This is a genomic window from Vibrio harveyi NBRC 15634 = ATCC 14126 = KCTC 12724, from assembly GCF_001591145.1.
In the GTDB taxonomy this organism is placed as follows: Bacteria; Pseudomonadota; Gammaproteobacteria; order Enterobacterales; family Vibrionaceae; genus Vibrio; species Vibrio harveyi.
Window position 1 is genome coordinate 77,453 of record NZ_BCUF01000014.1, and the last position, 22,842, is coordinate 100,294.

Sequence of the window (22,842 nt, forward strand, 5' to 3'; positions counted from 1 at the left end):
TAACGGAGGCTTTTGATATAAAAACCCCTCTTAACAAGCGTTTTAAGAGGGGGATAATTGGCTAAGCGGCGATGTTTTGCTCATCTTGATATTGATGTGCGATATGTTGAAATTCGGTTTCAACTGCAAGAAATGCATCGACGATTTGAGGATCGAAATGTTTGCCTTTACCCTCTAGGATGATGGCTTTCGCCTTGTCATGGCTGAAAGCAGGCTTATATACACGCTTAGAAATAAGAGCGTCATACACATCTGCTAATGCCATTAAACGACCGGATAAAGGGATGTTCTCGCCGCTTAATTGATTTGGATAGCCACTACCATCCCACTTTTCATGGTGTGTTAGGGCAATCTCTTTAGCAACGCGCAAAAACGAACTACTTCCTAGCTGTTTTTCAGCAATTGACAGCGCTTCGGCACCAATTTGTGCATGTCCTTTCATGATCTCAAACTCTCCATCGGTCAGTTTTCCCGGTTTTAGTAACACGCTATCTGGTACACCGACTTTTCCGACGTCATGCAGCGGCGCCGATTTGTAAAGTAGTTCGATATAATTTGGAGTCAGTAATGAACAATGTTGTTCAAATTGGCTTAAATGTTCAGCCAATACTTTTACATATTGTTGCGTGCGCATAATGTGCGCACCGGTTTCATTATCACGTGATTCAGCCAATGCCGACAAACTGACAATGGCAACATCTCGCGTGGCTTTGACCTCATCTTGCGAAACTTGCAAACTGTCGAGCATTTGGTTAGTTAAACAGGCCATCGAGCCAAGCTCATCATGTTGGAAAACTGGTAAACGTTGCGCAATTTTCCCTTGTGTCACTTCCAGCAAAGCTTGCTCTTGGCTAAACAAGATTTTTTGCATCAAGCGAGTCCAAAGCACCATAATCGCGATTACATAGCCTCCGACGACAAGTGCGATGTAAACCAACTCTTTAATGAAGCTGATTTTGCCTAGCCCATTGGTGATTTGCTCTGGGTTTTGCTCCAACCAATAAATGTCTTTGACTGCGACCATGGTCAAAATGGTGGTCAAGGTGATGAGCAAGGCGATCATCATGCCTATCATTTGTTTCACCATGGATTGGCGCTGACCTGATAACGCAAAGCCAAATTGGTTTTGTTGACGTAGGTTGTCAAATTGAACCAGCTTGCTTTGCAGTTGCAAGATAGAACCAGTTAAAAAGCCAAAGAGCGCCATACCAAACAACACTTTCACATTGCTGTCGAAGGTAAAGTCGTATTGAAGGTTATAGTACGCAGCAAAAGGAATACTTACAGCGGTAAACAACACAGTATCAAGCTTGGCTTGTCGGTTTTGTGCAATCAAAGGATGTGAGACAAGAATAAAGTGGCGAACAAGATAGAGGAACGTAAAAACCACCGCGCAATGTAAGATCACTTCGTATACGCTCAGCGTGCTGAGCATCGGGCAGACGCGTCCACCGTATGTGCCAAAAAAGAACGCCGCAGCTAGGTAAAGTTGGAATGTAAGTGGTGCATTGTAGTTAGTATTCACCATGGTTATCCTTTTTGGGACAAATCTCAGCATCGTTTTCTCTATTAGTTGAGCAAGAAGAGAGAGGTACTGTGGAATTGATGTCTGTTGATTGATCTGTCACTAGTAAAATCGAGACCTGAAATTTTATCGATAGATTCTTATAAATGATAGAAATTTGTTCTGTATATGCTCAAGTAACCTTGAGATGCTTGCTTTAGCGAGGATGGCTTGGTTTGAAGGTGAGGCAACAATTTGAAGATCTAGGGGTTCTAATTCGAAAATTGTTAAAGAAGCATGTGAACTAAAGCAACTCGCTCTTCGGGAGCCTGTCACTGAAGTACGTTCTTTGCTAACTAAATAGCATCGTGAAACAACTTGGATATAGCTTGCAATTCCGCTTCGCTGTTTTCCTTGCTGTCTTTTGGTAAAGAGGGAATAGTGACAATACTCTGAATCTAGCATCTTGAAGTGACATTGATATAGCGAAGGATTTACAAAAAAGCCCCGCTATGGCGAGGCTTGGTCTCAATCATCGACATGAAAAAGGGTAGGAATTACTTTTTCAAATCCATTTGTGATTCATGTGCATTCGTTTCGATGTCTGGGTTAGAAGACAGTTTGCCTGTTGCCCAATCGTTCATGTGCTTAAGGATAGCTTTCAATGCATGTTTTTCTGTTGGTGCTTCAGCGGATTCTACTTCGATTTTTTGTTTAGGATGAGAACCCGTTGCGTCTTCAGCAACGTGCAACCAATCTGGGTGCCAGTAGTAAGGCTGACCTGATGTTGTACTCCAAGAGTGAACACCATTAGATTCGCCTTTGTATTGAATGTCGTTTTCGTTGTATTTCGTCATTATTATCGTCTCTCATAGTCATGAGTTGAGGTGTGCGTCACCATTACTCTATAAATGTAACAGATGCCATCGGAATTAATGTGACTGCTATCTATTTATCTTGTTGATAAATGATCCATTCCGTTGCACAGCTCTCATTCAGATATATTTGTTGATCCCACCTAGCAATAACCACCTGAAAAATAGGTATTTATGCCCAAGTAACCTCGCCCTTTGGGAGCGTGTCGTTGATTCGATCTCTGAGTCAAACAACTTGGAAAGAGCTAACTATTCCGCTGCGGTTGTTCTCCTTGACCTCGAATCAATGACAGCGCACTGAATCCTGCATCTTGAAGTCACTTGGGTATAATCAATATTATTGCCCATTGAGATGTTTGATAATTGCTGCCTTTGCATGCTCAGGTGTGGCTGCTTCACCCTCTGGGACATCGAGCTCTGCTTTTGGGTGCACCCCTAGTGCATCCTCAGCGATGTGCAACCAATCTGGGTGCCAATAATATGGGTTATTGCCTTCTGGGTGGTCCCAGCTATGAACTCCTTCGTGTATGCCTCGATAAGAGAGGTCATCCATCGTAAACATTTTCATCATTTCCTCCCGTAGAATATTCATACCTTTGAAAGTATGGAACATAAATTCTCATTTCGTAACGTCAATTGATATCACTAAGATTGATTAATTACGTTTCGAGTTTGATAAGTCGAAGATCGGAATCAGGGCGTGAAGTATGCTAAGGTGCGCTCGGTAGTAAGAAATGAGGGAAGCATGAACCGATACCGCCAACTGGCTGAGCTGTTTAAAACGCAAATTCAACAAAATACATGGAGAGCAGGAGAGAAGTTGCCCTCCGTGCGTGTCACTAGCCGCAACCATTCGGTCAGTACAGGAACTGTGTTACAAGCCTATCAATTGCTCGAAGCGCAAGGTTGGGTGATTGCTAAACCTCAGTCGGGTTACTTTGTTACTGCTGAGCTCGAACGTCTCGACGCTACTGGTGCTGATAACAATACGTATCGCACTTCACTAAACGATGAGTTGTACGATTTCCTCAAACAACAAACCGTGCCAAACGCGACAAAGCTAGGCTCCGCGTTTCCTGACCCTGCACTTTTTCCTCTCGAAGCACTAAACCGTAACCTTGCCAGTTCCGGGCGAAAAATGGGACCAGATACCTTGTTAGATAACCTACCACCGGGTAGTGCTTCTTTACGCCGCTCGATTGCCCAGCGCTATATACAGCAAGGCATGACTTTAACGCATGATGATATCGTTATTACCTCTGGCGCGTTAGAAGCGCTCAACCTCAGTTTGCAAGTGGTTACTGAGCCAGGGGATACGGTTGTCATTGAGTCGCCAACATTTTATGGTGCGTTACAAGCAATTGAACGACTAGGGTTGAATGCCATTGAGATCTCGGTAGATGCCGAGAAAGGGCATTCCTTGGCTCAGATGGAACAAGCTTTTGCACAGCACAACGTTAAGGCTTGTTGGCTTATGAGTAACTTTCATAATCCAACAGGCACTTCGTTGAGTGACGAACAAAAGCAACGTGTTGTTGAGCTTGCCAATCTACATGATGTGTATCTGATTGAAGATGATGTTTACGCAGAGTTGTATTTCTCCGACAAGAAGCCGACATCGCTGAAAACCTATGATGACCAAGAGCGCGTTTTGCATTGTGGCTCTCTTTCAAAAAGTCTTTGTCCTGGCTATCGGTTGGGGTGGGTGATCACCAAGCGCTTTAACGAGCGTGTTCAAAAGCTTCAACTGATGTCGACGCTATCTGGCAGTGCACCTATTCAACAGGGAGTTGCGCATTACCTGCAAAATGACAGCTATGACAATCATTTAAGAAAGCTGCGTAAAGGGCTTGAACAGCGCCAAGCTATGTTTGTGCAAACAATGAAAGAGTGTTTGCCTAAATCTATCGAGTACTATCTTCCTCATGGCGGTTATTTCTTATGGCTTAAGTTGCCTCAAGGGATAAGCAGTAAAGTGGTTCATCACACCTTGCTGTCACAGCAGGTAACTGTTGCGCATGGTGCGTTGTTCTCGGTCGATGAGCAATATCAGGACTATCTGCGTTTGAATACTTCTCTGCCCATTGATGACAATCTGTGTCAGGCTTTGGGGAAATTGGGTGAGTTACTTCACTAAAGAAACTGTTTAATCCTTTTTTGACCTAACTGTATCAGAGTGGTTTACTTGGGTTGTGCTTCAATCGAATACGGAAATATTGTGATGATTGGAGTGACAATGAAAAAGCAGTTGGTAAAACATGAATTAAGATTGATCGCCGTTGCCATTTTTAGCGCATTTCTGTTGGTATTTGCGCACCTTATTTTGGCGAAATCGTTCTCTCACATGGCGTGGACGGAATACACCGCGGCTGTGATCCCCTTTATTATGTTTGGTTTGTGCGTACTGGGTGTTAAGTATGCCGCCAAGGCAGATAAAGATGATGAGAATAAGTCTTAGATTCATGAGATAGAAGTTAGGAATAAACACTATGAAACATGCATGGCTACTGGCACTGTCTGCTATCACTTTTGGTTGCACGGCTAATCAAGGTGATGAGCCCGAATCGGTGATCTTACACTACGGCAAGTCGGAGCTTGTTGCTCAAATACAAGCCAACGAACAGTTCGAAGCCCAAATCAACAATGATCAAGAGCAGGTTGATTTTTCTGGCCTTGTGAGAAAACAGTCGTCGGGCTACCTCGTTGATGTTGTTGCTATGCAAGAAAGTAAAACCCAGCATTCTAGCTCTAGTGTGAACACACAAGTGTTAATCAAAGAGGGTGACGTAGGTAAGCCACTCATGATTGGTGCGGTTAACGACAATGCAATGAGTGTGACGCTGAAATAGTTGAAATAACAGAAACGATGAAACTGCCACAAACTAAAAGACCTCCACTTGGGAGGTCTTTTTAATTCTGTATCACTCTAGGTGATTAGAAGTTCGCAGAGCGAGGAGTACGTGGGAATGGGATCACGTCACGAACGTTGCCCATACCTGTTACGTAAGATACTAGACGCTCAAAGCCTAGACCGAAGCCTGCGTGTGGCACTGTGCCGTAACGACGTAGGTCGCGGTACCAGCTCATGTGCTCAGGATCGATACCCACTTCACGCATACGTGCATCTAGGATGTCGAGACGCTCTTCACGTTGAGAACCACCGATGATTTCGCCGATGCCTGGTGCTAGTACATCCATCGCTGCAACTGTTTTACCGTCATCGTTAGCACGCATGTAGAATGCTTTGATGTCTTTCGGGTAGTTCTTAACGATTACAGGTGCTTTGAAGTGTTCTTCAGCAAGGAAGCGCTCGTGCTCAGAAGACATATCGATACCCCATTCAACTGGGAATTCGAATTCACGACCAGAATCAAGCAGGATTTGGATCGCGTCTGTGTAGTCAACTTGTGCGAAGTCAGAAGAGACAAACTGCTCTAGGCGAGTAATTGCTTCTTTGTCGATACGTTGAGCAAAGAACTCAAGGTCATCACGACATTCTTCAAGAACGGCTTTGAATACAAACTTCAGCATGTCTTCAGCCAATTTTGCAACGTCGTCTAGTTCTGCGAACGCAACTTCAGGCTCAACCATCCAGAATTCCGCTAGGTGGCGGCTTGTGTTTGAGTTTTCAGCACGGAAAGTAGGACCAAACGTGTAAACTTTGCTTAGTGCACAAGCGTAAGCTTCTGCGTTTAGCTGACCAGATACCGTTAGGAACGTCTCTTTACCGAAGAAGTCTTCGTTGTAGTCAACTTTACCATCGTCAGTGCGAGGCAGGTTTTCCATGTCTAGCGTAGATACGCGGAACATTTCACCAGCACCTTCTGCGTCAGAAGCTGTGATCAATGGCGCTGATACCCAGAAGTAACCTTGCTCGTGGTAGAAGCGGTGGATTGCTTGAGATAGGCAGTTACGTACGCGTGCTACTGCACCAATCACGTTTGTACGTGGACGTAGGTGAGCAACTTCGCGTAGGTACTCGATAGAGTGACGAGTTTTTGCCATTGGGTAAGTGTCAGCATCTTCAACCCAGCCAACAACTTTAACGTCAGTTGCTGCTAGTTCGAAGTCTTGACCTTTCGCAGGAGAGGCAACAATCTTACCAGTTACTTCAACAGAGCAGCCAGTCGTTAGCTTAAGTACTTCGTTGTCGTAATTATTAAGATTATTAGGGACCACGGCCTGAATCGGGTCGAAACAAGAGCCGTCATAAATGGCAAGGAAAGAGATTCCAGCTTTGGAATCACGACGTGAACGGATCCAGCCACGAACAGTTACTTCACTGTCTACTGCTAGCTGACCTTTCAAAACGTCTGATACAGGCGCGTAAGTCATGTTTTCAATATTCTCCATTGAGGTAAAAATTCAACTCAACACTTAAAAGTGCCTGTCTTACAACAAAAATTGTTTAAAAAACAAGCGAAGTGTTGAGTTGGATAGAATTTTTTAGATTCAACGAAACATATTACCTGTCAAATCGTCAGCTTCAACCTTTATATTCAATTTGAAGGAGAGAATTTCCTTATTTATTCTCTTGCGCTCTCTCTGAAAGGGTAAATTGGCTAAGTAATGACTCCAAACGCTCTGAAAGATGTTCCAGATCGACACTGATCTCGCGAGTGTGTGATGCCGATTGTGAGGTCTCGTTTGCGTGTAAGGTAATGGTGTCAACTTTGCTTTGGATGTGCTTGCTTACCCCAGATGTTGTTAGTGTCTGATGTTGGATATTTTCAGCGTGTTTAAGTACTTGATGCATCTCATCGACCACATTGTGCATGGTCTGTGACAATGCTTCGACATCTACTGAGCGCTGATGAGCAAACTCGCACACTGTATCGACCGAGGTTAACGACTCTTCGCTGCCTTGTTGGAACTGAGAAATAATCGTCTCAATATTACTGGTGGCTTCGGCGGTGCGAGAGGCAAGATTGCGCACTTCATCGGCAACTACCGCAAAACCACGACCTTGATCTCCGGCTCGGGCGGCTTCAATAGCGGCGTTAAGCGCCAATAAATTGGTTTGCTCAGCGATGCCTTTTATCACGCCAAGAATTGATGACACTTCATCAGTTTGTTGGTTTAACGTCGCAATGTTCTCACGCACTTTATCAATATCGGTCACAAGGTGCTTGATGTCTTCGCTGACATGATGGGCTTGACCTGCGCTGGTGGTTGCAACGTCAACGGTATGGTTAACTAAGGTTGTCGCATCGACTGTCGCTTGCTCCACCACGCTTTGTTGCTCAAGCATATCGGTAATATTGGTTTGCACTTCATTGGTTTCGACTTGTTGATTATCAGCAGCTTCATCGGTCGATTGAGCTACATCAGTCAGCCTTCCTGCTGAGTCTGCAAGAGAGTGGGAGGTATCTCGAACGCGTTCTAAACTCTCTGACACCGTATCCATAAACGAATTGATGGAATCCGACAATTGACCGACTTCATCATTTTGTGTGCCTGACAAACGCTTGGAGAGATCTTTACTGGCACTAACGTTAGACATAAAGCGTGATGTATTTTGAATAGGGCGGACGATGATTTTTCGGATGAGTCCCATAGTGATGAGGAAGCCAACAAATGCGATCACTGACATGATCCCCATCGCAAACACGGCTTGCTTGTTAATCAGCGTGTTGACGTGACTCATGTTGTATTCAAGACGAATAGCACCAAGCACTTCGCCCTCAGGAGCAATATGGCAGGACACGCAATTTGTGCCTCGATAGTCCTCACTTGATTTCATTGGTAGAGCGACGACCAAGCCCTTACCCCATTCAGCACTGATGGGTTCAATGACCAATTCCCCGCTAAGTGCCCGTTGATCGATGTCGTCGAGAGGTTGTTGGTTGGTTTGCCCTTGACCATAAAACTTTGACACGGCATCGGCACGCAACACGCGTACTTGTTCAATGCCTTCCTGTGCCAGCGCTTTTTGTCGTAGTGTCTCTTTCTGCGACATCGTGCCTGTCAGCATCATCATGTTTAAGCTGTCGAAGTAGTTACTGGCTTTGTCGTGTAACTGTTCGCTTAGTACATCATTAATAAGTGTTTTTTGTTGGTAGTACTGATACCCAGTGGACACGGCAAGAACACATGTGAACACGACGATCAGGGCGAGTAGGAGTTTAAAGGTAATAGTTGAGCGCATATTTTTATAAGTGTTATTGGAACGAACCCCACAATATTAAGAGGTTAGTTGCACTTGAGCGATGAATTGGCTAACTGAATGTGACCCCAAACATTTTGTGGTTATGTAAATGTGATGTAAGTGGTGTGTAATCAAAACTTTGACGTGGTGACAAAAAAACGGCACGGTGTTTTTTAAGATCTTTTAATGCTAAAAATTTTCTACTTGGTTAGATAATGGCGCCCGTGTTTTCAATTTCAATACGTCATGATTTACTGCTTTATCGTTTGCCTTGCTATTCATAGCGGGCGCTATTGATAAAGGTTGTCATTAAAGGGTGAATTCCTTAGTATTGCGTGTCTTTTTAAAGCCTGAGAATCAAGATGAAAACAGAATTGTATAAAGAGTTTATGTTCGAAGCGGCACACCACTTGCCACACGTACCTGAAGGTCATAAGTGTGGACGCTTACATGGACACTCTTTCCTTGTTCGTCTTTATGTAGAAGGTGAAGTAGACCCTCATACAGGTTGGGTTGTAGATTTTGCTGAAATCAAAGCCGCATTCAAACCTATCTACAACCGTCTCGACCATTACTATTTGAACGACATTGAAGGTCTGGAAAACCCAACCAGCGAAGTTCTAGCAAAATGGATTTGGCAACAACTTAAGCCAAGCTTACCTCTGCTTAGTAAAGTAGAGATCAAAGAGACGTGTACCGCAGGTTGTATTTACAAAGGTGAGTAATCGTCTTCTGCATGCATACAAGAAAGGCAAGCCAAACGGCTTGCCTTTTTCTTTATCAAGAATTTATTAGTGGGCGTTTAATAGCCTATGCCATTTCTCAGTGCAAACTGAACTAAATCTGCATGACTGTCCAGCTCTAGCATGTCTAGCAACCGATATTTATGAGATTCGATCGTTCTTGGGCTTAGATTGAGTTCTGTGGCAATTTCTTTTGCTGATAATCCTTTAGCCAGCAAACCCAGCACGTCACATTGACGGTGACTCAAACGTAGCATGCGGTGATTTTCTTGGTCGGTTTTCATGTCTGGACGGTGCAAACTACGATGTAGCTTTGAATGTTGCCAAAAGGACAGCCACATATGAGAGATGAAGCTAACCTGTTCAAGCTGGCTTTCGGATAAGCCGCAACTGTTGCTACCAAAGAGAGTAAAAGAGAGACCGCCCCAGCGCTGACCAAATTGGACGAGTGGAATAGTGTAATGGCAACACGCGCCTTGTGCTGACAGCATGCGCAATACCACTACATCACTGTTGACTAAAGCGTTTTTATCGAAAAACTGGGTTTTCTCAGAATTACCAATTAAGCGCAGGTAGCGTTCGCCATCTTCGACCCCGACTTGCTTAGTCGTCAGAACTTGGTGTGGCTCGCGAGCAACAGAAAGCGTTTTCCCTTGATTGAAAAACAGCATGGAGTTGGGAAACATCGTCATACGATCGATTTCAAACCATTCCATGGCTTCTAGCATAAACTGCTTGAGGTAGCTTTCACATTCGTCAGCATGTGCGGACGTTAAAAGCTTCGCTTGACGTATCATCAACGCATCAAAACTGGTGGATTTGGTGGTGTTACCTATATCACTGCCCATAAAAGTTGGCCCATCTTATCGTTTTTTATAAATGCAGTATTTTTACTCTACACCCTTGCCCTATCATTTTGCAAAATTGCTCCCGCAATAATTCGAAGTTTTTCGAATCACATATACGGTATCCATTTTATCTCAAGGAGAGAGTTCACGCACGTATGGGCAAAGGGCTCCAACTGCATGGATACGGTCATTTTTTATTATCATTTGGGTGAATGGCGAGCAAGTTAAGCCTCTTTCACCTTGCGGAGAGGTGTACAATGAAGATGATGAAACTGCGTTATCGCGCGGGATCACATAGCATGTGGGTGGAAGTCGTAGTATCGACGTTTGTTGCCGAAGAATTGGCGAAAGAATACATTGGCTATGGCTGGCAAGCTGAAGTCATGGCAGTTTAAAGTGAAATGGGCAGTCTAATATAGACTGCCCATTTTTTATTTCGGTGGTTTGTTTTCGACTTAACTCAATGCATGGCGCATGATCAGCGCCTTACCTTGAGCGTCGTAAATGGTCTTTTGCGTATTTTCAAACCCAGTTGTCTCAAACAGTTTGATCGCCGCTTGGTTGGTGCTGGTGATCGTCGCACATATCGAGTTGCTTTCGGCATCAATAGCGTAACCATACACCATCAACTTTTGCAGCGTCGCTTTGCCTATCCCTTGACGCTGAAAGCGTTTATCAATCATGAGGTAGGTCAACCCAAGTTCATGACGTTTAGCAAAAGGCGCGTGTTGAGCAAATGCTTTATCAATCACCAAATACCCCACAGTCAAATAGTCGTGGAATATGGTGTAAAACACTTCCGATTTGGCGCGTTGTTGGTAAGCCTGTTCAAAGGGCTTGAAAAATCCTTTTTGATCGTCGTGCACATCCATTTGCATCAAGCTGGCAAAATCTTTCAGCTTGGCTGGTTTAATAGCGATCATGTGCTGAATCTATTTAGAGGCGGTAAAGTCGATACCGCCATTATAGTTGTGGATATAAAAAGTACGCAATCTGGTTATGTGCAGATTTTGTCAATAAATAGAAGCCGCTAGCGACACAATGGGTAATAAAACCCTTGATGGATGTGCGCGCCAAGGGTGGTGAGTAGATGTGCGCATTCTGCAGTTTCAACACCTTCTACGATCACTGTGCAGTGGTACGTGTGTCCCATCGCGATTAGCTGGCGCAGAGTTTCAACCTTTTTGTCGTCTTGCTTTAAGTTCATGACAAACAGACGGTCAATTTTCAGGTAATTCGGCGTAATGTGGCTAATCAGCTCAACATTGTTATTACCAGTACCAAAGTCGTCAATACTGATTTTACAACCAAGCTGTTTGAGCTTACTGATGTTGTCAAATATCTCGCGCGTGTAATACATCGAGGCATTTTCCGTGATCTCGATGGTCAGCAGTGTACAGTCTAACTGGGACAACTGACGATAAAGACGCGTAAAATTGTGCCCAATGAGAAGAGAAGGACATACGTTGATGCTGAGAGGGGCGAGTAATGTCTTTGCGTCGCCATAGACGGTTTTTATCAACAGTAAGGTGTGATTGATCAGTAAGCCATTGGCAATCAAACGTTCAATAAATCGCTGAGTGTTTTTAACTTTAAAACGTGACAGTACCTCATAGTGAATATTTTGCCGATTTGATGTGTTATGGATAGGTTCAAGCTTTAGGGTGAACTGACGAATTGCCCATAGGTAGGAGACCAGCGAACGCAGCTTTTTATGCCTGGTAATAAACATTAGTATAAAGCTCAAAACAAGGATGCTTGTGATCGGTCCGGATACGTAATAGATCTCTTTGTAGCCGTTATCATTGACGTTATATAAAAACGAGTTGCCCTGGGTATCGCCAATTTCGAGCGCTGTACCGGTGTTCGTACACACTTTCATTCCCGACAAAAACATTCGCGACATGTGGCTCTCTATGCTATTCGCTAGATTGATGTTTTTCACTCGCACCAACACTTCTGCGCCGTCAAAGAAAAATGAATGCGTGGTGTAACTTTCGTTATTGAGCCAAAGGTTGCGGTCTCTCTCGTTGACCGGCACGACGGCTTCTGGTGTCACCAAACAACGAATATTGTGTTTGTCCGTCATTAAGGCGGACTCGACCAGTTGGATATTATCGAACAAACCACGTAAGCGGTCTTCATGCTCAAAGCAGCTACGCTGTGCCAGATCATGGGCAAAGTCCATCGCATCATCAAAATAGTTTTGCCTGACAATCGTACTGATTGTGTAAAAGCAAATCGCAACATACAAGATGATAGTAAAAACGAGAAAAAACAGTAGATTCAAGTACAGCGCACGGCTGCGTAAGCAGATGCCTATTGCTCTTCTTATGCTGTGTGTCGCTTGTTGATGGATCCGCGCTTGCTGCAGAAGTCCGTCTTTTTGTGCATGTTGGCTATCGTATGGCACAAAATATCCCTTTCGGTGGATGTTTTCGATCAGAGACTTAGGTGCCTCTACGTGATTCTTTGTCAGTTGCCTGAACTTCTTTCGTACCGACGCAACAGCGTTCTTAAATCCATTTTCCGGCAACATCAAATGATGTTGCGCTGATAACTTCTTTTCGATTTTCCTCTGGCTAATAGGCGCGTTTAGGCTGCCAAAAGCGGCGATGGTGCTAAGGATCAAATATTCGATTCGGTTTACAGGAATAGAAGAGTGGATGGAATGATTGAGCTGTAGTGAAAGTTCTTTTTCGGTCAGGCAAACGCAGATTTGGTTTCCGAGTTCAAACCTAATCATGTGTTATTGCGCTCCAGGATTAATTTTTTGAATACGTTATCAATATTGATGTATCAGGTATGTGACCTTCTACGGGCATATCCTAAACTTCTGGATATAGTGACCATTTTAGATTTTTTTATAAAGCTCAATCTAGTTGTATTTCGGTGGATTAAGAAAGCAGAAACGAAAAAAAAGCCCGAGCAATGTGCTCGGGCTTTTCAATTGAGAGGGGAGGATTAGCAAATCACTTTGATTGCTAGACCGCCTTGAGATGTCTCACGGTATTTTGCGTTCATGTCCTTACCGGTCTCTAGCATGGTTTCGATAACCTTATCCAGAGAAACCGTAGGTGCAGATGAGCGACGTAGTGCCATACGAGTTGAGTTGATCGCTTTTACTGCCGCGATGCCGTTACGCTCGATACATGGAACCTGAACCTGACCCGCTACAGGGTCACAAGTTAGACCTAGGTTGTGTTCCATCGCAATTTCTGCTGCCATACATACTTGCTCAGGGCTACCACCCATCAGCTCAGCAAGACCAGCTGCAGCCATCGAACACGCTACGCCAACTTCGCCCTGACAACCAACTTCTGCACCAGAGATAGATGCATTGCGCTTGTATAGACCACCGATTGCACCAGAAGCCGCAAAGTAACGGATGTAATCTTTTTCAGTTACTGTCTGGATGAACTTATCGTAGTAAGCCAGTACCGCCGGGATGATGCCACACGCACCGTTCGTTGGTGCTGTAACAACGCGACCACCGGCAGCGTTTTCTTCGTTTACTGCGAAAGCGAACATGTTTACCCAGTCAACAACCGACATTGGATCGTTAGTTGTCTTTTCAGAAGTAAGCAGTTGCTGACGAAGTGCTGCTGCACGACGAGGTACGCGTAGTGGACCAGGCAGAATACCTTCTTCGTTCATACCGCGATCCATACATTCGCGCATTGTGCGCCAGATGTTTGCGAAGTATGTACGAGTCTCTTCATCAGAGTGCAGAGAGTGTTCGTTTTTCATCACAAGTGCGCTGATAGAAAGACCGCTTTCTTTACACTGGTGAACTAACTCTTCTGCCGTTGTGTATTCGTAAGGAACCTTGATAGGGTTCTCTACTTCTTTACCGAAATTCTCTTCATCAACGATGAAACCACCGCCGATAGAGTAGTAAGTCTTTGAGTATACTTTTTCGTCATCGATCCAAGCGTGGATCTGCATGCCGTTTTCGTGTAGCTCAAGGTTAGTGGTATGGAAGTTCATACCACCATCTTTCGGGAACGATACTGTATGACAGTGCATGCCAACAGGTAGGCGCTCAGTTTCTTCTACGCGAGCGATAAAGCCCGGAATAGAGTCGATATCTACTTTCTCAGGGGAGTTGCCTGCAAGACCCATGATGATCGCGATATCCGTGTGGTGACCTTTCCCTGTCAGTGATAGTGAACCATAAACGTCAACGGTGATTTTAGTGATGTCGCGCAGTTTTCCCATTGCACGAAGATCATCAATAAATTCTTTACCCGCTTTCATTGGACCTACAGTGTGTGAGCTTGAAGGACCAACACCGATTTTATAGATGTCAAAAACACTAATCATATCGATTACCTCAGAACAAAGCCTCCCAAGGGGAGTTGGGAGGCTTTTTATTATCGTTATATTCTTGGATTAATCACGCTAAATAAAGCAGCTGTGATTAAAGAGCGCCGTAGATTACAGAACTAATTGCTGCAAGACCACAGATTGCTGTGAAAATCTGTACAGGTGCTGAAGTTTTGTACTTCGCCATTGCTGGTACTTTCTGCATTGCGAATACAGGCATCAAGAATAGGATTGCCGCGATCATCGGTGCACCCATTGTTTCAATCATGCCTAGGATGCTTGGGTTAACGATAGCAACGATCCAAGTTGTGATTACGATGAACAGTAGCGATGCTTTTTCAATCTTGCTGACAGGAGTTTGAGAGCGAGATTTGATTAGACCTACTAGACCTTCGTGCGCACCAAGGAAGTGACCAAAGTAGCTAGAAGTGATCGCTGCAAACGCTACTAGAGGACCCATGTAAGAAATAAGTGGAGACTCATGAACGTTAGCTAGGTAAGACAGTACTGAGATGTTTTGTTCTTGCGCAGATGCTAGTTGCTCTGGAGATAGAGAAAGTACTACAGAGAATACGAAGAACATTACAAAACCCATAAGCATCATTGCTGCGCCACCAGTGATAGCGTCAGTTTTCTTCACTGCGTCATCACCGTATACACGACGTTGTTCTTTAGAGAACTGAGAAATGATTGGGCTGTGGTTGAAAGAGAATACGATGATTGGAATTGCTAGCCAAACGATGGTCGGCATTTCGCCCCAGTTTGGTGATACTTCCATCATTGATGTATTCCAATCAGGAATTAGGTAGAAAGAAAGTGCTAGTAGGATAAATACTAGTGGGTAAACCATTGCTGATGTCGCTTTCAGCATTAGTTCTTTACCAAATACTACACCTGCTGTCATTGCTGCGATAAGTGCACCAGACAGTAGCCAGCGAGGAATAGATTCCATACCCATTTGGTTGACTAGGAAAGAGTCAACTGTGTTTGTGATACCAACACCGTAGATAAGTACGATTGGGTAGATAGCGAAGAAGTAGGCAAAAGTAATAAGGTTTGCGCCAGTTTTACCGAAGTGCTCTTCTACTGTGTCAGTGATGTCCGCTTCAGGGTTTTTCGCAGAAAGTACGAAACGAGCGAGAGATTTGTGTGCGAACCAAGTCATTGGTGCCGCGATTAGCGCTAGGATAACTAATGGCCAGAAACCGCCAGCACCTGCTTTAATAGGAAGGAAAAGTACACCTGCACCTACTGCTGTACCAAACAGGGACAGACACCAAGTGAAGTCTTTGTAAGAAAACTTACTAGACGATTGTGCGGTCGAAGCCGCAGAAGTAGTTGTATTCATTTTTGAGTTACTCATTTTGGGAACAGGAAATAAGTCGGGAGCAATTTTGCAAGATTTTGCACTAGGAAAATTAGATCTAAATCATGTATTGCTCGAGCTTATTGAATGATATGTCAAAAACCTGCTTTTTATCACGAAAACGGCGTGCTACACGTGATTATTGCTAATGAGTAAAATTAGAAAAACTTATCTGAAGGGGCGATTGTATAAATTTATCTCACCGCAAGCGTTTGCGATATAAAATCCAAATTAAACTAATGTGAACGAATGTTTGAAAAATAACCTTTTATTAATATTGATGCACATGATGTTTGCTATGGAAGCAAGATTATCATTGATAAGACAGTTAGTTAGAAATGATGTGTTTTTGCATCGATTCGATAATTTGTGCTGTCATTCCCCAAATGAAATGCTGTTGATAGGGGATTGCAAACACACGGTGACTGGTGTTTTTTAGTTTGAATTTTGTACTGTAAAGCTTTTTGGGATTCAAAATATGATCTGCTGGCACCTCAAAAACCTCGGCGACTTCGTTTGGGTCGATCTGAGTCGAATAGTCTGGTGAGACAAAGGCTAAAAATGGCGTCACATTAAACTGGCTAATAGTAGGTAGCTTGGGCAACTGACCAAACACCCTTATATCTGTTTGATGAATACCAATTTCCTCTTCTGCTTCTCTAAGGGCGGTATTTACAAGTACTTGATCGTCATCTTCAAATTTGCCCCCAGGAAAACTGATTTGCCCTGGATGATGCTTTAAGTGCTCGGCACGCTTGGTCAAAATCACTTGCAGACCTTGTTCACGTTCGACAAAGCCAATCAATACGGCCGCTTCTCTCAACTTCAATGATTCTAAGTGCGCTAAGCGTCCCAAAGACTCACGATGATAGCCTGTGGGCATTTGCAGTTGGAAGTTCTGCAGTAATGTCGATTTATCAATAACCAATGCTCAATCCTTTTACTGAAAACACCTGTGTGCTGAAGCATATTAATTTGAAAGTTATACCTTTATACACCATTCTTTATTTTAAGGCGTCACTATAAGGTTAGTTGAAGACGATGAAAGGGATTATTTTCACAGAGTTCATGGAGTTAGTGGAAGAGAAGTTTGGTCTGGAAGTTTTGGACCAAGTGCTCGACTTATCTAATGATGAAGGCATCTACACCTCGGTCGGCAGTTATGATCATCGTGATTTGGTCAAGTTAATTGTCAACCTCAGCAAAATATCCAACATTCCACCGGAGCAGTTACAAGAAGTGTTTGGTGAGTGTGTGTTTCAAAACCTGCTCAAATCAATCCCAAACCATGCCAGCTTGCAGCAATGCTCCACTACGTTTCAATTTGTGCGTCATGTGGAAGACTTTATTCACGTGGAAGTGAAAAAGCTTTATCCAGATGCCAATCCACCGCAATTTGACTTTATCAGCGAAACTCAATCGGAGATGGTGTTCGATTATCGGAGTGCGCGCTGCATGGCGCATGTGTGTGTGGGGTTAATTAAAGGCTGTGCCACCCACTTTGATGAAACGGTGATCATTAAGCACCAAAATCAGTCGCAAGATGGAAGCCAAGTTCGTTTTTGGCTGGAGGCTCAATAAGGCAATATGACAGGAAGTTCCTCATTAGAAAGGAAACTCAAACGAGAAGTGGCATCGCGAAAAGCAGCAGAAACACTGCTGGAGCAAAAAAGCTTAGAGTTGTACGAGGCGAATCAGCAACTGAGCGTAGCCTTAAAAAAGCTGGAAATGCAGTCAGAGCACGACTTGCGCAAGTTTGAGTTTGAAGAGCAAATCGATGCCACGTTGATTAAGTTTGGTCGTACCTTCCTTTCTAGTACCTTTGATGAAACCATGATTGCCAGCTTTTTGGAGCAACTGACATCTAATTCAGTTGTGTCGGGTGCGTACCTGTATTTGAGCGATACGCATTTATCTTCGTTGCGTCGTCATCAATTTGGTCATCTTAATCTTGCTCATGATGCGCCCATCGATGCCAAGCCTCGCTGGCAAGCGCAGAAGCTTTACCTGCCGATTATTATCGATTCAATGATTTTAGGCGAGCTTGTGTTTTCCGTGGATCTTGAACAAGTTGACCAAGAATTCATTTCCAAGCAAATGGTATTAGTGTCTGATTTAGTTCATGGCGTTATTAGCCGTCACTTGAGCCTAGAACGCGAAGTTGAATTACGTAAGCGTGCCGAAGCATCGGAAAAGGCGACCAAAGAATTCGTTGCCATGATTAACCATGAGTTGCGAACGCCTTTAAATGGTGTGCTCGGCAGCGCGGAGCTGTTAAGTAAAACCCCCTTGGAGGAAGAGCAGCTTCAATACCTTGGTAATCTAAGTCAATCAGGCGATTTGCTACGCGTTATTATTAACGACTTGCTCGATTTCAGTAAGATGAATGCGGGTATGATGGAAATCATAAACAAAGTATTTGCTTGGAAAGACCTAGAAAATGCTTTGACCGGCGTATTTGCAGCCAAAGCTGCGGAAAAGCGCATTCACTTTTCTATTGATAAGAAGTTGGGTATTCCTGAGTACTTGATTGGAGACTTTGAACGTATTACGCAAATTCTGGTCAATTTGATTGGTAATGCGATTAAGTTTACCAATCTTGGAGGTGTGGTGCTTCGTGTCGAATGGAGCGATGGCTACGCTCTGTTTGAAGTGGAAGATACTGGGATTGGTATCCCGCTAGAAGCGCAACAAGCTTTATTTGACCCCTTTGTGCAAGCCGACCGCTCTACCAAGCGAAGTTTTGAAGGCTCTGGGCTTGGACTTGCGATTTGTAAGAATTTGGTTGATTTGATGGACGGCGAAATCAGCTTTGTCAGTGAGCCGCGCAAGGGCACTATCTTTAAAGTCAAATTGCCACTGAAACAAGGACAAGCACAGGGCAGAGCGGCTGGCGATGTTTTAATTGGTCATCAGATAGATCTGTCCGGGCGTTCCGTATTGGTGGTGGATGATATTCGCATGAACCAAGTGATTGTGACTCAAATGCTGAAAAAGCTCGATATTACTCCAGATTTGAAAAACAATGGGTTAGAAGCGCTTGATGCGGTGAAAGAGAAAGATTACGAATTGATCTTTATGGATTGTCGGATGCCGGAAATGGATGGCTATGAAGCAACGGTACACCTTCGAGAAAATGGCTTTCACAGACCGATTATTGCACTAACAGCAGGCACCACCCTTGAGGAAAGACAAAAGTGCGTGGAGTCTGGGATGGATGACATCTTAACTAAACCATATACTGCTGCGGATATTGAGCAGATGATGTGTAAGTGGTTAGACGAATAGAGAGCACGAGAACATATAAAGAGAAGCGGCACGGTTATGTTGCAGTGCCGCTTTGTTTATTTTGATTGAGGTTTTTTGCTCATGATTTGAGCGCTGGTAGTATCTTTGAGAGCTTATCCAGGGTCTCTTGATATTCTGCAGCGCAGTCACTGTCTGCGACCACACCGCCACCAGCCCATGCGTAGAGCCGTTTGTCTTCTGCGACCAAAGTGCGGATTGTAATACTGGTGTCCATACGCCCATGACGGGAAATATAGCCAATACTGCCACAATAAGCGCTGCGTCGATGAGGTTCTAACTCTTCTATGATTTGCATCGCCCGTACTTTCGGCGCACCAGTGATCGAACCGCCGGGAAAACATGCACGAAGCAGATCTGCAGCGCAGTAGCGAATATCTAAGTTGGCCCGAATGGTGCTCACTAAATGATGCACTGCGGGAAAGCTCTCAATATCAAATAGCTTCGGTACATGTACGCTACCTGGTGCCGCGACCCGACCAATATCGTTGCGAAGTAAGTCGACTATCATCAAGTTCTCTGCTTGGTCTTTCTCTGCGGTCTGTAAATCAAACGCGTTGGCGGAATCTTGATGTGGATTTTGACTGCGAGGACGAGTGCCTTTGATCGGTTTGGTTTCAATAACGTTATCTCTAAGCTCTAGAAAACGCTCTGGTGACACGCTAATAATCGCTGATTTAGGCATACGAATGAACGCGGAAAAAGGCGCTTGATTTGCTTCTTCCAGTTTTTTGTAAGCTTGCCATTCACTGCCTTGATAGGCGGCGTTAAAACGTTGTGCTAAGTTAATTTGGTAGCAGTCGCCGCTCAGTAGGTACTGTTGCACATGCTCAAAACGAGAAGCGTAGGACGCTTGCGTCATATTGGATTGCCAGTCGCTAATCAGCTTGAAGTCTTCAACATCCGCGCTCGAATGCGCATTGAGCCATTGCCATGCTTGCTCGATGTTTCTGCCGACCATACACGCCTTGTTTAGCTTGTGGTCAACGATCAGCGCCCATTCATACAAGCCTACAGCCATGTCTGGAGTACGCAAATCTTTGTCTGCCAGATCAGGCATGGATTCGACTCGACGACCTAAATCGTAGCTGAAGTAACCCAGTGCGCCACCGACAAACGGTACATCCCATTTCGTGTCAGCTTCAACCTGTGGCAGTAGCCGCTGCTGAAGGTCTTCTAGCAAGGAAAATGGGTCATCTTGGGAAACGTAGTTTTCGTTTGATGTGGTGATTTGTGTGTCACTGCTCACTGTCTCAAGGGTAGCGATTGGGTTTGCGACTAATACGTCGAACCGGCTATCGATGTGCGTCTGCGAGGCAGAGCGTAAAAGCATCGCCCAAGGTTGGCTTTCAATACGGGAAAATAGCGAAAGAGCGAGGTCGTTGGCGTAATCCAATGCCTTAAAATCAAGCAATTGCGTATCCATGTTGTTCATTTGTTTAAATTGTGACAAAGAGTTCATTCACTGCATGGCATGTCATGGGCAGCAAGAGTATCATAAACCCTTGTATAGCCAAACTACCTCTATACAAAGGCTTGGAGGTGGTTTTACTATAAAAGAAGGCGACTTCATTTACTCGTGTGTCGATATCAGCCGTTCGACAATTGTTTATAAAACATGGTTTAAAAATAAACGTTTATAAAAACAAAGCTCATCAAGAGCAATAAGCTCAACAAACACGATTGAAGCCAAGCCAATAATGGAAGCAAAGCATAACAATAATGAGGCATGCAATGACGGTAATACGCACGCAGGATGTCATCAGCAGTGTTGCTGATGCGCTACAGTATATTTCTTACTACCACCCGCTAGACTTTGTTCAAGCCCTTGAAAAAGCCTACCACCGTGAAGAGAGCCAGGCGGCAAAAGACGCCATCGCTCAGATCCTAATTAACTCTCGTATGTCGGCAGAAGGTCATCGACCGATCTGTCAGGATACGGGGATCGTGACTTGTTTCGTGAACATCGGCATGGGCGTCCAGTGGGACTCGACCGATATGACGGTACAACAAATGGTGGATGACGGTGTCCGACAGGCTTACACAAACCCAGATAACCCATTGCGTGCCTCGGTTCTTATGGACCCTGCTGGTAAGCGAATCAATACCAAAGACAACACGCCAGCAGTCGTGCACATTAATATGGTGCCTGGAGACAAAGTTGAAATTCAAATTGCTGCGAAAGGTGGCGGTTCTGAGAACAAAACTAAGATGGTCATGCTGAACCCGTCAGATGACATAGCAGAATGGGTAGAGAAAACGCTACCAGCTATGGGCGCTGGCTGGTGTCCTCCAGGTATGCTTGGCATTGGTATCGGCGGCACTGCAGAAAAAGCAGCGGTACTGGCAAAAGAATCTCTAATGGAACACATCGACATTCAAGAGTTGATTGACCGTGGTCCTCAAAATGCGGAAGAAGAGCTTCGTATTGATATCTTCAATCGTGTAAACAAACTTGGCATCGGTGCTCAAGGCTTAGGCGGTTTAACGACAGTTGTTGATGTGAAAATCAAAACTGCACCGACTCACGCCGCTTCGAAACCTGTGTGCTTGATCCCGAACTGTGCAGCGACACGCCACGTGCATTTCACTCTTGATGGCAAGGGACCGGCAGAGCTGACGCCGCCAAAACTGGAAGATTGGCCAGACATTACTTGGGAAGCAGGCGAGAACACACGTCGCGTTAACCTTGATACGGTCACTAAAGAAGAAGTCCAAGAGTGGAAAACGGGTGAAACCGTTCTGCTGTCTGGCAAAATCCTTACTGGTCGTGATGCGGCACATAAACGTATCCAAGGCATGCTAGAGGCGGGAGAAGGTCTACCAGAAGGTGTCGATCTTAAGGGTAAGTTCATCTACTACGTTGGTCCGGTTGATGCAGTGGGTGATGAAGTTGTTGGTCCTGCAGGTCCAACAACCTCCACGCGAATGGATAAGTTTACTGACATGATGCTAGAGCAAACGGGCATTATGGGTATGATAGGTAAAGCCGAGCGTGGTCCAGCTACGGTTGAGTCAATCAAAAAACACAAAGCCGTTTATCTCATGGCGGTAGGTGGAGCGGCTTACTTGGTTGCGAAGGCGATCAAAAAAGCACGCGTTGTGGCGTTTGAAGATTTGGGTATGGAAGCAATTTACGAGTTCGAAGTTGAAGACATGCCAGTTACCGTGGCAGTGGACTCAAATGGTGTAAATGCGCACCAAATTGGTCCAGATACGTGGAAAGTGAAAATCCAAGAGATGGAAGCGTAAGCCACGAGTTGCTAATTTGTCAGGTCACAAGGTTTGTGTCATGCGGAGTCTGACTCGGCGAGGCGCAGGCGTCTCAATCGAGAGAATGTGACAAAGTGCTGATTTACCTAGCAAACATTTGACAAAAGTGCAGCGAAAGCTGCACTTTTTGTCTATATAATCAGATATAAACTTATAGGCATAACAAATTTTGCTGTTATGCTGACCATGATTAGGAGACGGCATGCCTCGTTTTATTCAAATTCTACAAATAGTCCTTGCGGTTGTGATCGGTAGCTTTGTGGGCTACGACTTGATCCTTCACGGCATCAGTATCTTCGATGAAAAATACGTCACCATCACTTGTGTCTTGTGGTTGATTTTGGAGATTGCACTGTTTGTTATCTACAAGCTTATCGAAGACGATTAGAGTGTAAACTGGTTATCAAGATCCCCGAAGCCTCTGAAATTCTCAGAGGCTTTTGCGTTTTT

Annotated in this window: 21 protein-coding genes; 9 read left to right on the top strand and 12 right to left on the bottom strand. The window is 44.5% G+C overall.

Annotated elements, in window-relative coordinates:
* Window positions 1-61: 61 nt before the first annotated feature.
* The 3 genes from VHA02S_RS09660 to VHA02S_RS09670 all read right to left on the bottom strand — a co-directional run bounded on the left by VHA02S_RS09660 (window position 62) and on the right by VHA02S_RS09670 (window position 2,947).
* Window positions 62-1,528 carry an HD domain-containing phosphohydrolase gene (locus VHA02S_RS09660; protein ID WP_017189469.1) on the bottom strand — a complete coding sequence of 489 codons (1,467 nt, stop codon included), beginning with the start codon at window positions 1,526-1,528 and terminating at the stop codon, window positions 62-64.
* 533 nt (window positions 1,529-2,061) lie between these two features.
* Window positions 2,062-2,361: a hypothetical protein gene (locus tag VHA02S_RS09665; RefSeq protein WP_005445160.1), complete on the bottom strand. Its 300-nt coding sequence runs from the start codon at window positions 2,359-2,361 to the stop codon at window positions 2,062-2,064.
* A gap of 355 nt (window positions 2,362-2,716) precedes the next feature.
* Window positions 2,717-2,947 carry a hypothetical protein gene (locus VHA02S_RS09670; RefSeq protein ID WP_026000256.1) on the bottom strand — a complete coding sequence of 77 codons (231 nt, stop codon included), beginning with the start codon at window positions 2,945-2,947 and terminating at the stop codon, window positions 2,717-2,719.
* 177 nt (window positions 2,948-3,124) lie between these two features.
* Here VHA02S_RS09670 and VHA02S_RS09675 point away from each other — a divergent pair, with 177 nt between their 5' ends.
* The 3 genes from VHA02S_RS09675 (at window position 3,125) to VHA02S_RS09685 (ending at window position 5,228) form a co-directional block, all read left to right on the top strand.
* A complete protein-coding gene (locus VHA02S_RS09675) occupies window positions 3,125-4,516 on the top strand; it encodes an aminotransferase-like domain-containing protein (protein WP_038898608.1) in 1,392 nt (463 codons plus the stop codon).
* A gap of 99 nt (window positions 4,517-4,615) precedes the next feature.
* Window positions 4,616-4,837, top strand: coding sequence for a hypothetical protein (locus VHA02S_RS09680; RefSeq protein WP_009698378.1), 222 nt, complete (start codon window positions 4,616-4,618; stop codon window positions 4,835-4,837).
* A gap of 31 nt (window positions 4,838-4,868) precedes the next feature.
* Window positions 4,869-5,228, top strand: coding sequence for a hypothetical protein (locus VHA02S_RS09685; protein WP_038898607.1), 360 nt, complete (start codon window positions 4,869-4,871; stop codon window positions 5,226-5,228).
* Window positions 5,229-5,313: 85 nt separating this feature from the next.
* Here the strand turns inward: VHA02S_RS09685 and asnS are convergent, their stop codons facing one another.
* Together asnS and VHA02S_RS09695 are read right to left on the bottom strand one after the other, a co-directional pair.
* Window positions 5,314-6,714, bottom strand: a complete 1,401-nt coding sequence (asnS, locus tag VHA02S_RS09690; protein ID WP_005445169.1) for an asparagine--tRNA ligase — start codon at window positions 6,712-6,714, stop codon at window positions 5,314-5,316.
* Window positions 6,715-6,901: 187 nt separating this feature from the next.
* Window positions 6,902-8,527 carry a methyl-accepting chemotaxis protein gene (locus VHA02S_RS09695; RefSeq protein WP_038898606.1) on the bottom strand — a complete coding sequence of 542 codons (1,626 nt, stop codon included), beginning with the start codon at window positions 8,525-8,527 and terminating at the stop codon, window positions 6,902-6,904.
* A 362-nt stretch (window positions 8,528-8,889) separates the two neighbouring features.
* Here VHA02S_RS09695 and queD point away from each other — a divergent pair, with 362 nt between their 5' ends.
* Complete coding sequence (queD, locus tag VHA02S_RS09700; protein ID WP_005376896.1) at window positions 8,890-9,252, top strand: 6-carboxytetrahydropterin synthase QueD; 363 nt, start codon at window positions 8,890-8,892, stop codon at window positions 9,250-9,252.
* Window positions 9,253-9,329: 77 nt separating this feature from the next.
* On the opposite strand, the gene VHA02S_RS09705 is transcribed toward queD, so the two are convergent.
* A complete protein-coding gene (locus tag VHA02S_RS09705) occupies window positions 9,330-10,118 on the bottom strand; it encodes a response regulator transcription factor (RefSeq protein WP_038898605.1) in 789 nt (262 codons plus the stop codon).
* A 257-nt stretch (window positions 10,119-10,375) separates the two neighbouring features.
* Between VHA02S_RS09705 and VHA02S_RS26155 the strand changes: the two genes are divergently transcribed.
* The gene (locus VHA02S_RS26155; protein WP_005445182.1) at window positions 10,376-10,513 is read left to right on the top strand and encodes a hypothetical protein; all 138 of its coding nucleotides are present in this window, start codon (window positions 10,376-10,378) and stop codon (window positions 10,511-10,513) included.
* 60 nt (window positions 10,514-10,573) lie between these two features.
* Here VHA02S_RS26155 and VHA02S_RS09710 read toward each other — a convergent pair whose 3' ends face one another.
* From VHA02S_RS09710 to VHA02S_RS09730, 5 genes are all read right to left on the bottom strand, one after another.
* Complete coding sequence (locus VHA02S_RS09710; RefSeq protein WP_005445185.1) at window positions 10,574-11,041, bottom strand: GNAT family N-acetyltransferase; 468 nt, start codon at window positions 11,039-11,041, stop codon at window positions 10,574-10,576.
* A 107-nt stretch (window positions 11,042-11,148) separates the two neighbouring features.
* Window positions 11,149-12,864, bottom strand: a complete 1,716-nt coding sequence (gene tpdA / locus VHA02S_RS09715) for a cyclic di-GMP phosphodiesterase TpdA (RefSeq protein WP_038899417.1) — start codon at window positions 12,862-12,864, stop codon at window positions 11,149-11,151.
* Window positions 12,865-13,082: 218 nt separating this feature from the next.
* Window positions 13,083-14,444, bottom strand: coding sequence for an L-serine ammonia-lyase (locus tag VHA02S_RS09720; RefSeq protein ID WP_005445190.1), 1,362 nt, complete (start codon window positions 14,442-14,444; stop codon window positions 13,083-13,085).
* Between the two features lie 97 nt (window positions 14,445-14,541).
* Complete coding sequence (locus tag VHA02S_RS09725; protein ID WP_038899418.1) at window positions 14,542-15,795, bottom strand: aromatic amino acid transport family protein; 1,254 nt, start codon at window positions 15,793-15,795, stop codon at window positions 14,542-14,544.
* 346 nt (window positions 15,796-16,141) lie between these two features.
* Window positions 16,142-16,741: a CoA pyrophosphatase gene (locus VHA02S_RS09730; protein ID WP_005445194.1), complete on the bottom strand. Its 600-nt coding sequence runs from the start codon at window positions 16,739-16,741 to the stop codon at window positions 16,142-16,144.
* Window positions 16,742-16,854: 113 nt separating this feature from the next.
* Here VHA02S_RS09730 and VHA02S_RS09735 point away from each other — a divergent pair, with 113 nt between their 5' ends.
* Window positions 16,855-17,394 carry a heme NO-binding domain-containing protein gene (locus tag VHA02S_RS09735; protein ID WP_009698373.1) on the top strand — a complete coding sequence of 180 codons (540 nt, stop codon included), beginning with the start codon at window positions 16,855-16,857 and terminating at the stop codon, window positions 17,392-17,394.
* A gap of 6 nt (window positions 17,395-17,400) precedes the next feature.
* Window positions 17,401-19,101 carry an ATP-binding protein gene (locus VHA02S_RS09740; protein WP_038899419.1) on the top strand — a complete coding sequence of 567 codons (1,701 nt, stop codon included), beginning with the start codon at window positions 17,401-17,403 and terminating at the stop codon, window positions 19,099-19,101.
* 79 nt (window positions 19,102-19,180) lie between these two features.
* Here VHA02S_RS09740 and pabB read toward each other — a convergent pair whose 3' ends face one another.
* Entirely contained in the window at window positions 19,181-20,545 is a 1,365-nt protein-coding gene (gene pabB, locus VHA02S_RS09745; RefSeq protein WP_102949612.1) for an aminodeoxychorismate synthase component I, read from the bottom strand.
* A gap of 308 nt (window positions 20,546-20,853) precedes the next feature.
* On the opposite strand from pabB, the gene VHA02S_RS09750 reads away from it, so the two are divergent.
* Window positions 20,854-22,371, top strand: coding sequence for a fumarate hydratase (locus VHA02S_RS09750; RefSeq protein ID WP_038899420.1), 1,518 nt, complete (start codon window positions 20,854-20,856; stop codon window positions 22,369-22,371).
* 223 nt (window positions 22,372-22,594) lie between these two features.
* Entirely contained in the window at window positions 22,595-22,780 is a 186-nt protein-coding gene (locus VHA02S_RS09755; RefSeq protein ID WP_005433708.1) for a hypothetical protein, read from the top strand.
* The last annotated feature ends 62 nt before the right edge of the window (window positions 22,781-22,842 follow it).

Bases quoted from the DNA above. Each gene is read 5' to 3' on its own strand.
- VHA02S_RS09735 (WP_009698373.1), top strand. From the start codon at position 16,855: ATGAAAGGGATTATTTTCACAGAGTTCATGGAGTTAGTGGAAGAGAAG.
- VHA02S_RS09740 (WP_038899419.1), top strand. From the start codon at position 17,401: ATGACAGGAAGTTCCTCATTAGAAAGGAAACTCAAACGAGAAGTGGCA.
- VHA02S_RS09665 (WP_005445160.1), bottom strand. From the start codon at position 2,361: ATGACGAAATACAACGAAAACGACATTCAATACAAAGGCGAATCTAAT.
- queD (WP_005376896.1), top strand. From the start codon at position 8,890: ATGAAAACAGAATTGTATAAAGAGTTTATGTTCGAAGCGGCACACCAC.
- VHA02S_RS09660 (WP_017189469.1), bottom strand. From the start codon at position 1,528: ATGGTGAATACTAACTACAATGCACCACTTACATTCCAACTTTACCTA.
- VHA02S_RS09720 (WP_005445190.1), bottom strand. From the start codon at position 14,444: ATGATTAGTGTTTTTGACATCTATAAAATCGGTGTTGGTCCTTCAAGC.
- VHA02S_RS09755 (WP_005433708.1), top strand. From the start codon at position 22,595: ATGCCTCGTTTTATTCAAATTCTACAAATAGTCCTTGCGGTTGTGATC.
- VHA02S_RS09750 (WP_038899420.1), top strand. From the start codon at position 20,854: ATGACGGTAATACGCACGCAGGATGTCATCAGCAGTGTTGCTGATGCG.
- pabB (WP_102949612.1), bottom strand. From the start codon at position 20,545: ATGGATACGCAATTGCTTGATTTTAAGGCATTGGATTACGCCAACGAC.
- VHA02S_RS09680 (WP_009698378.1), top strand. From the start codon at position 4,616: ATGAAAAAGCAGTTGGTAAAACATGAATTAAGATTGATCGCCGTTGCC.
- asnS (WP_005445169.1), bottom strand. From the start codon at position 6,714: ATGACTTACGCGCCTGTATCAGACGTTTTGAAAGGTCAGCTAGCAGTA.
- VHA02S_RS09725 (WP_038899418.1), bottom strand. From the start codon at position 15,795: ATGAATACAACTACTTCTGCGGCTTCGACCGCACAATCGTCTAGTAAG.
- VHA02S_RS09685 (WP_038898607.1), top strand. From the start codon at position 4,869: ATGAAACATGCATGGCTACTGGCACTGTCTGCTATCACTTTTGGTTGC.
- VHA02S_RS09705 (WP_038898605.1), bottom strand. From the start codon at position 10,118: ATGGGCAGTGATATAGGTAACACCACCAAATCCACCAGTTTTGATGCG.
- tpdA (WP_038899417.1), bottom strand. From the start codon at position 12,864: ATGATTAGGTTTGAACTCGGAAACCAAATCTGCGTTTGCCTGACCGAA.
- VHA02S_RS09695 (WP_038898606.1), bottom strand. From the start codon at position 8,527: ATGCGCTCAACTATTACCTTTAAACTCCTACTCGCCCTGATCGTCGTG.
- VHA02S_RS09710 (WP_005445185.1), bottom strand. From the start codon at position 11,041: ATGATCGCTATTAAACCAGCCAAGCTGAAAGATTTTGCCAGCTTGATG.
- VHA02S_RS09675 (WP_038898608.1), top strand. From the start codon at position 3,125: ATGAACCGATACCGCCAACTGGCTGAGCTGTTTAAAACGCAAATTCAA.
- VHA02S_RS09670 (WP_026000256.1), bottom strand. From the start codon at position 2,947: ATGAAAATGTTTACGATGGATGACCTCTCTTATCGAGGCATACACGAA.
- VHA02S_RS26155 (WP_005445182.1), top strand. From the start codon at position 10,376: ATGAAGATGATGAAACTGCGTTATCGCGCGGGATCACATAGCATGTGG.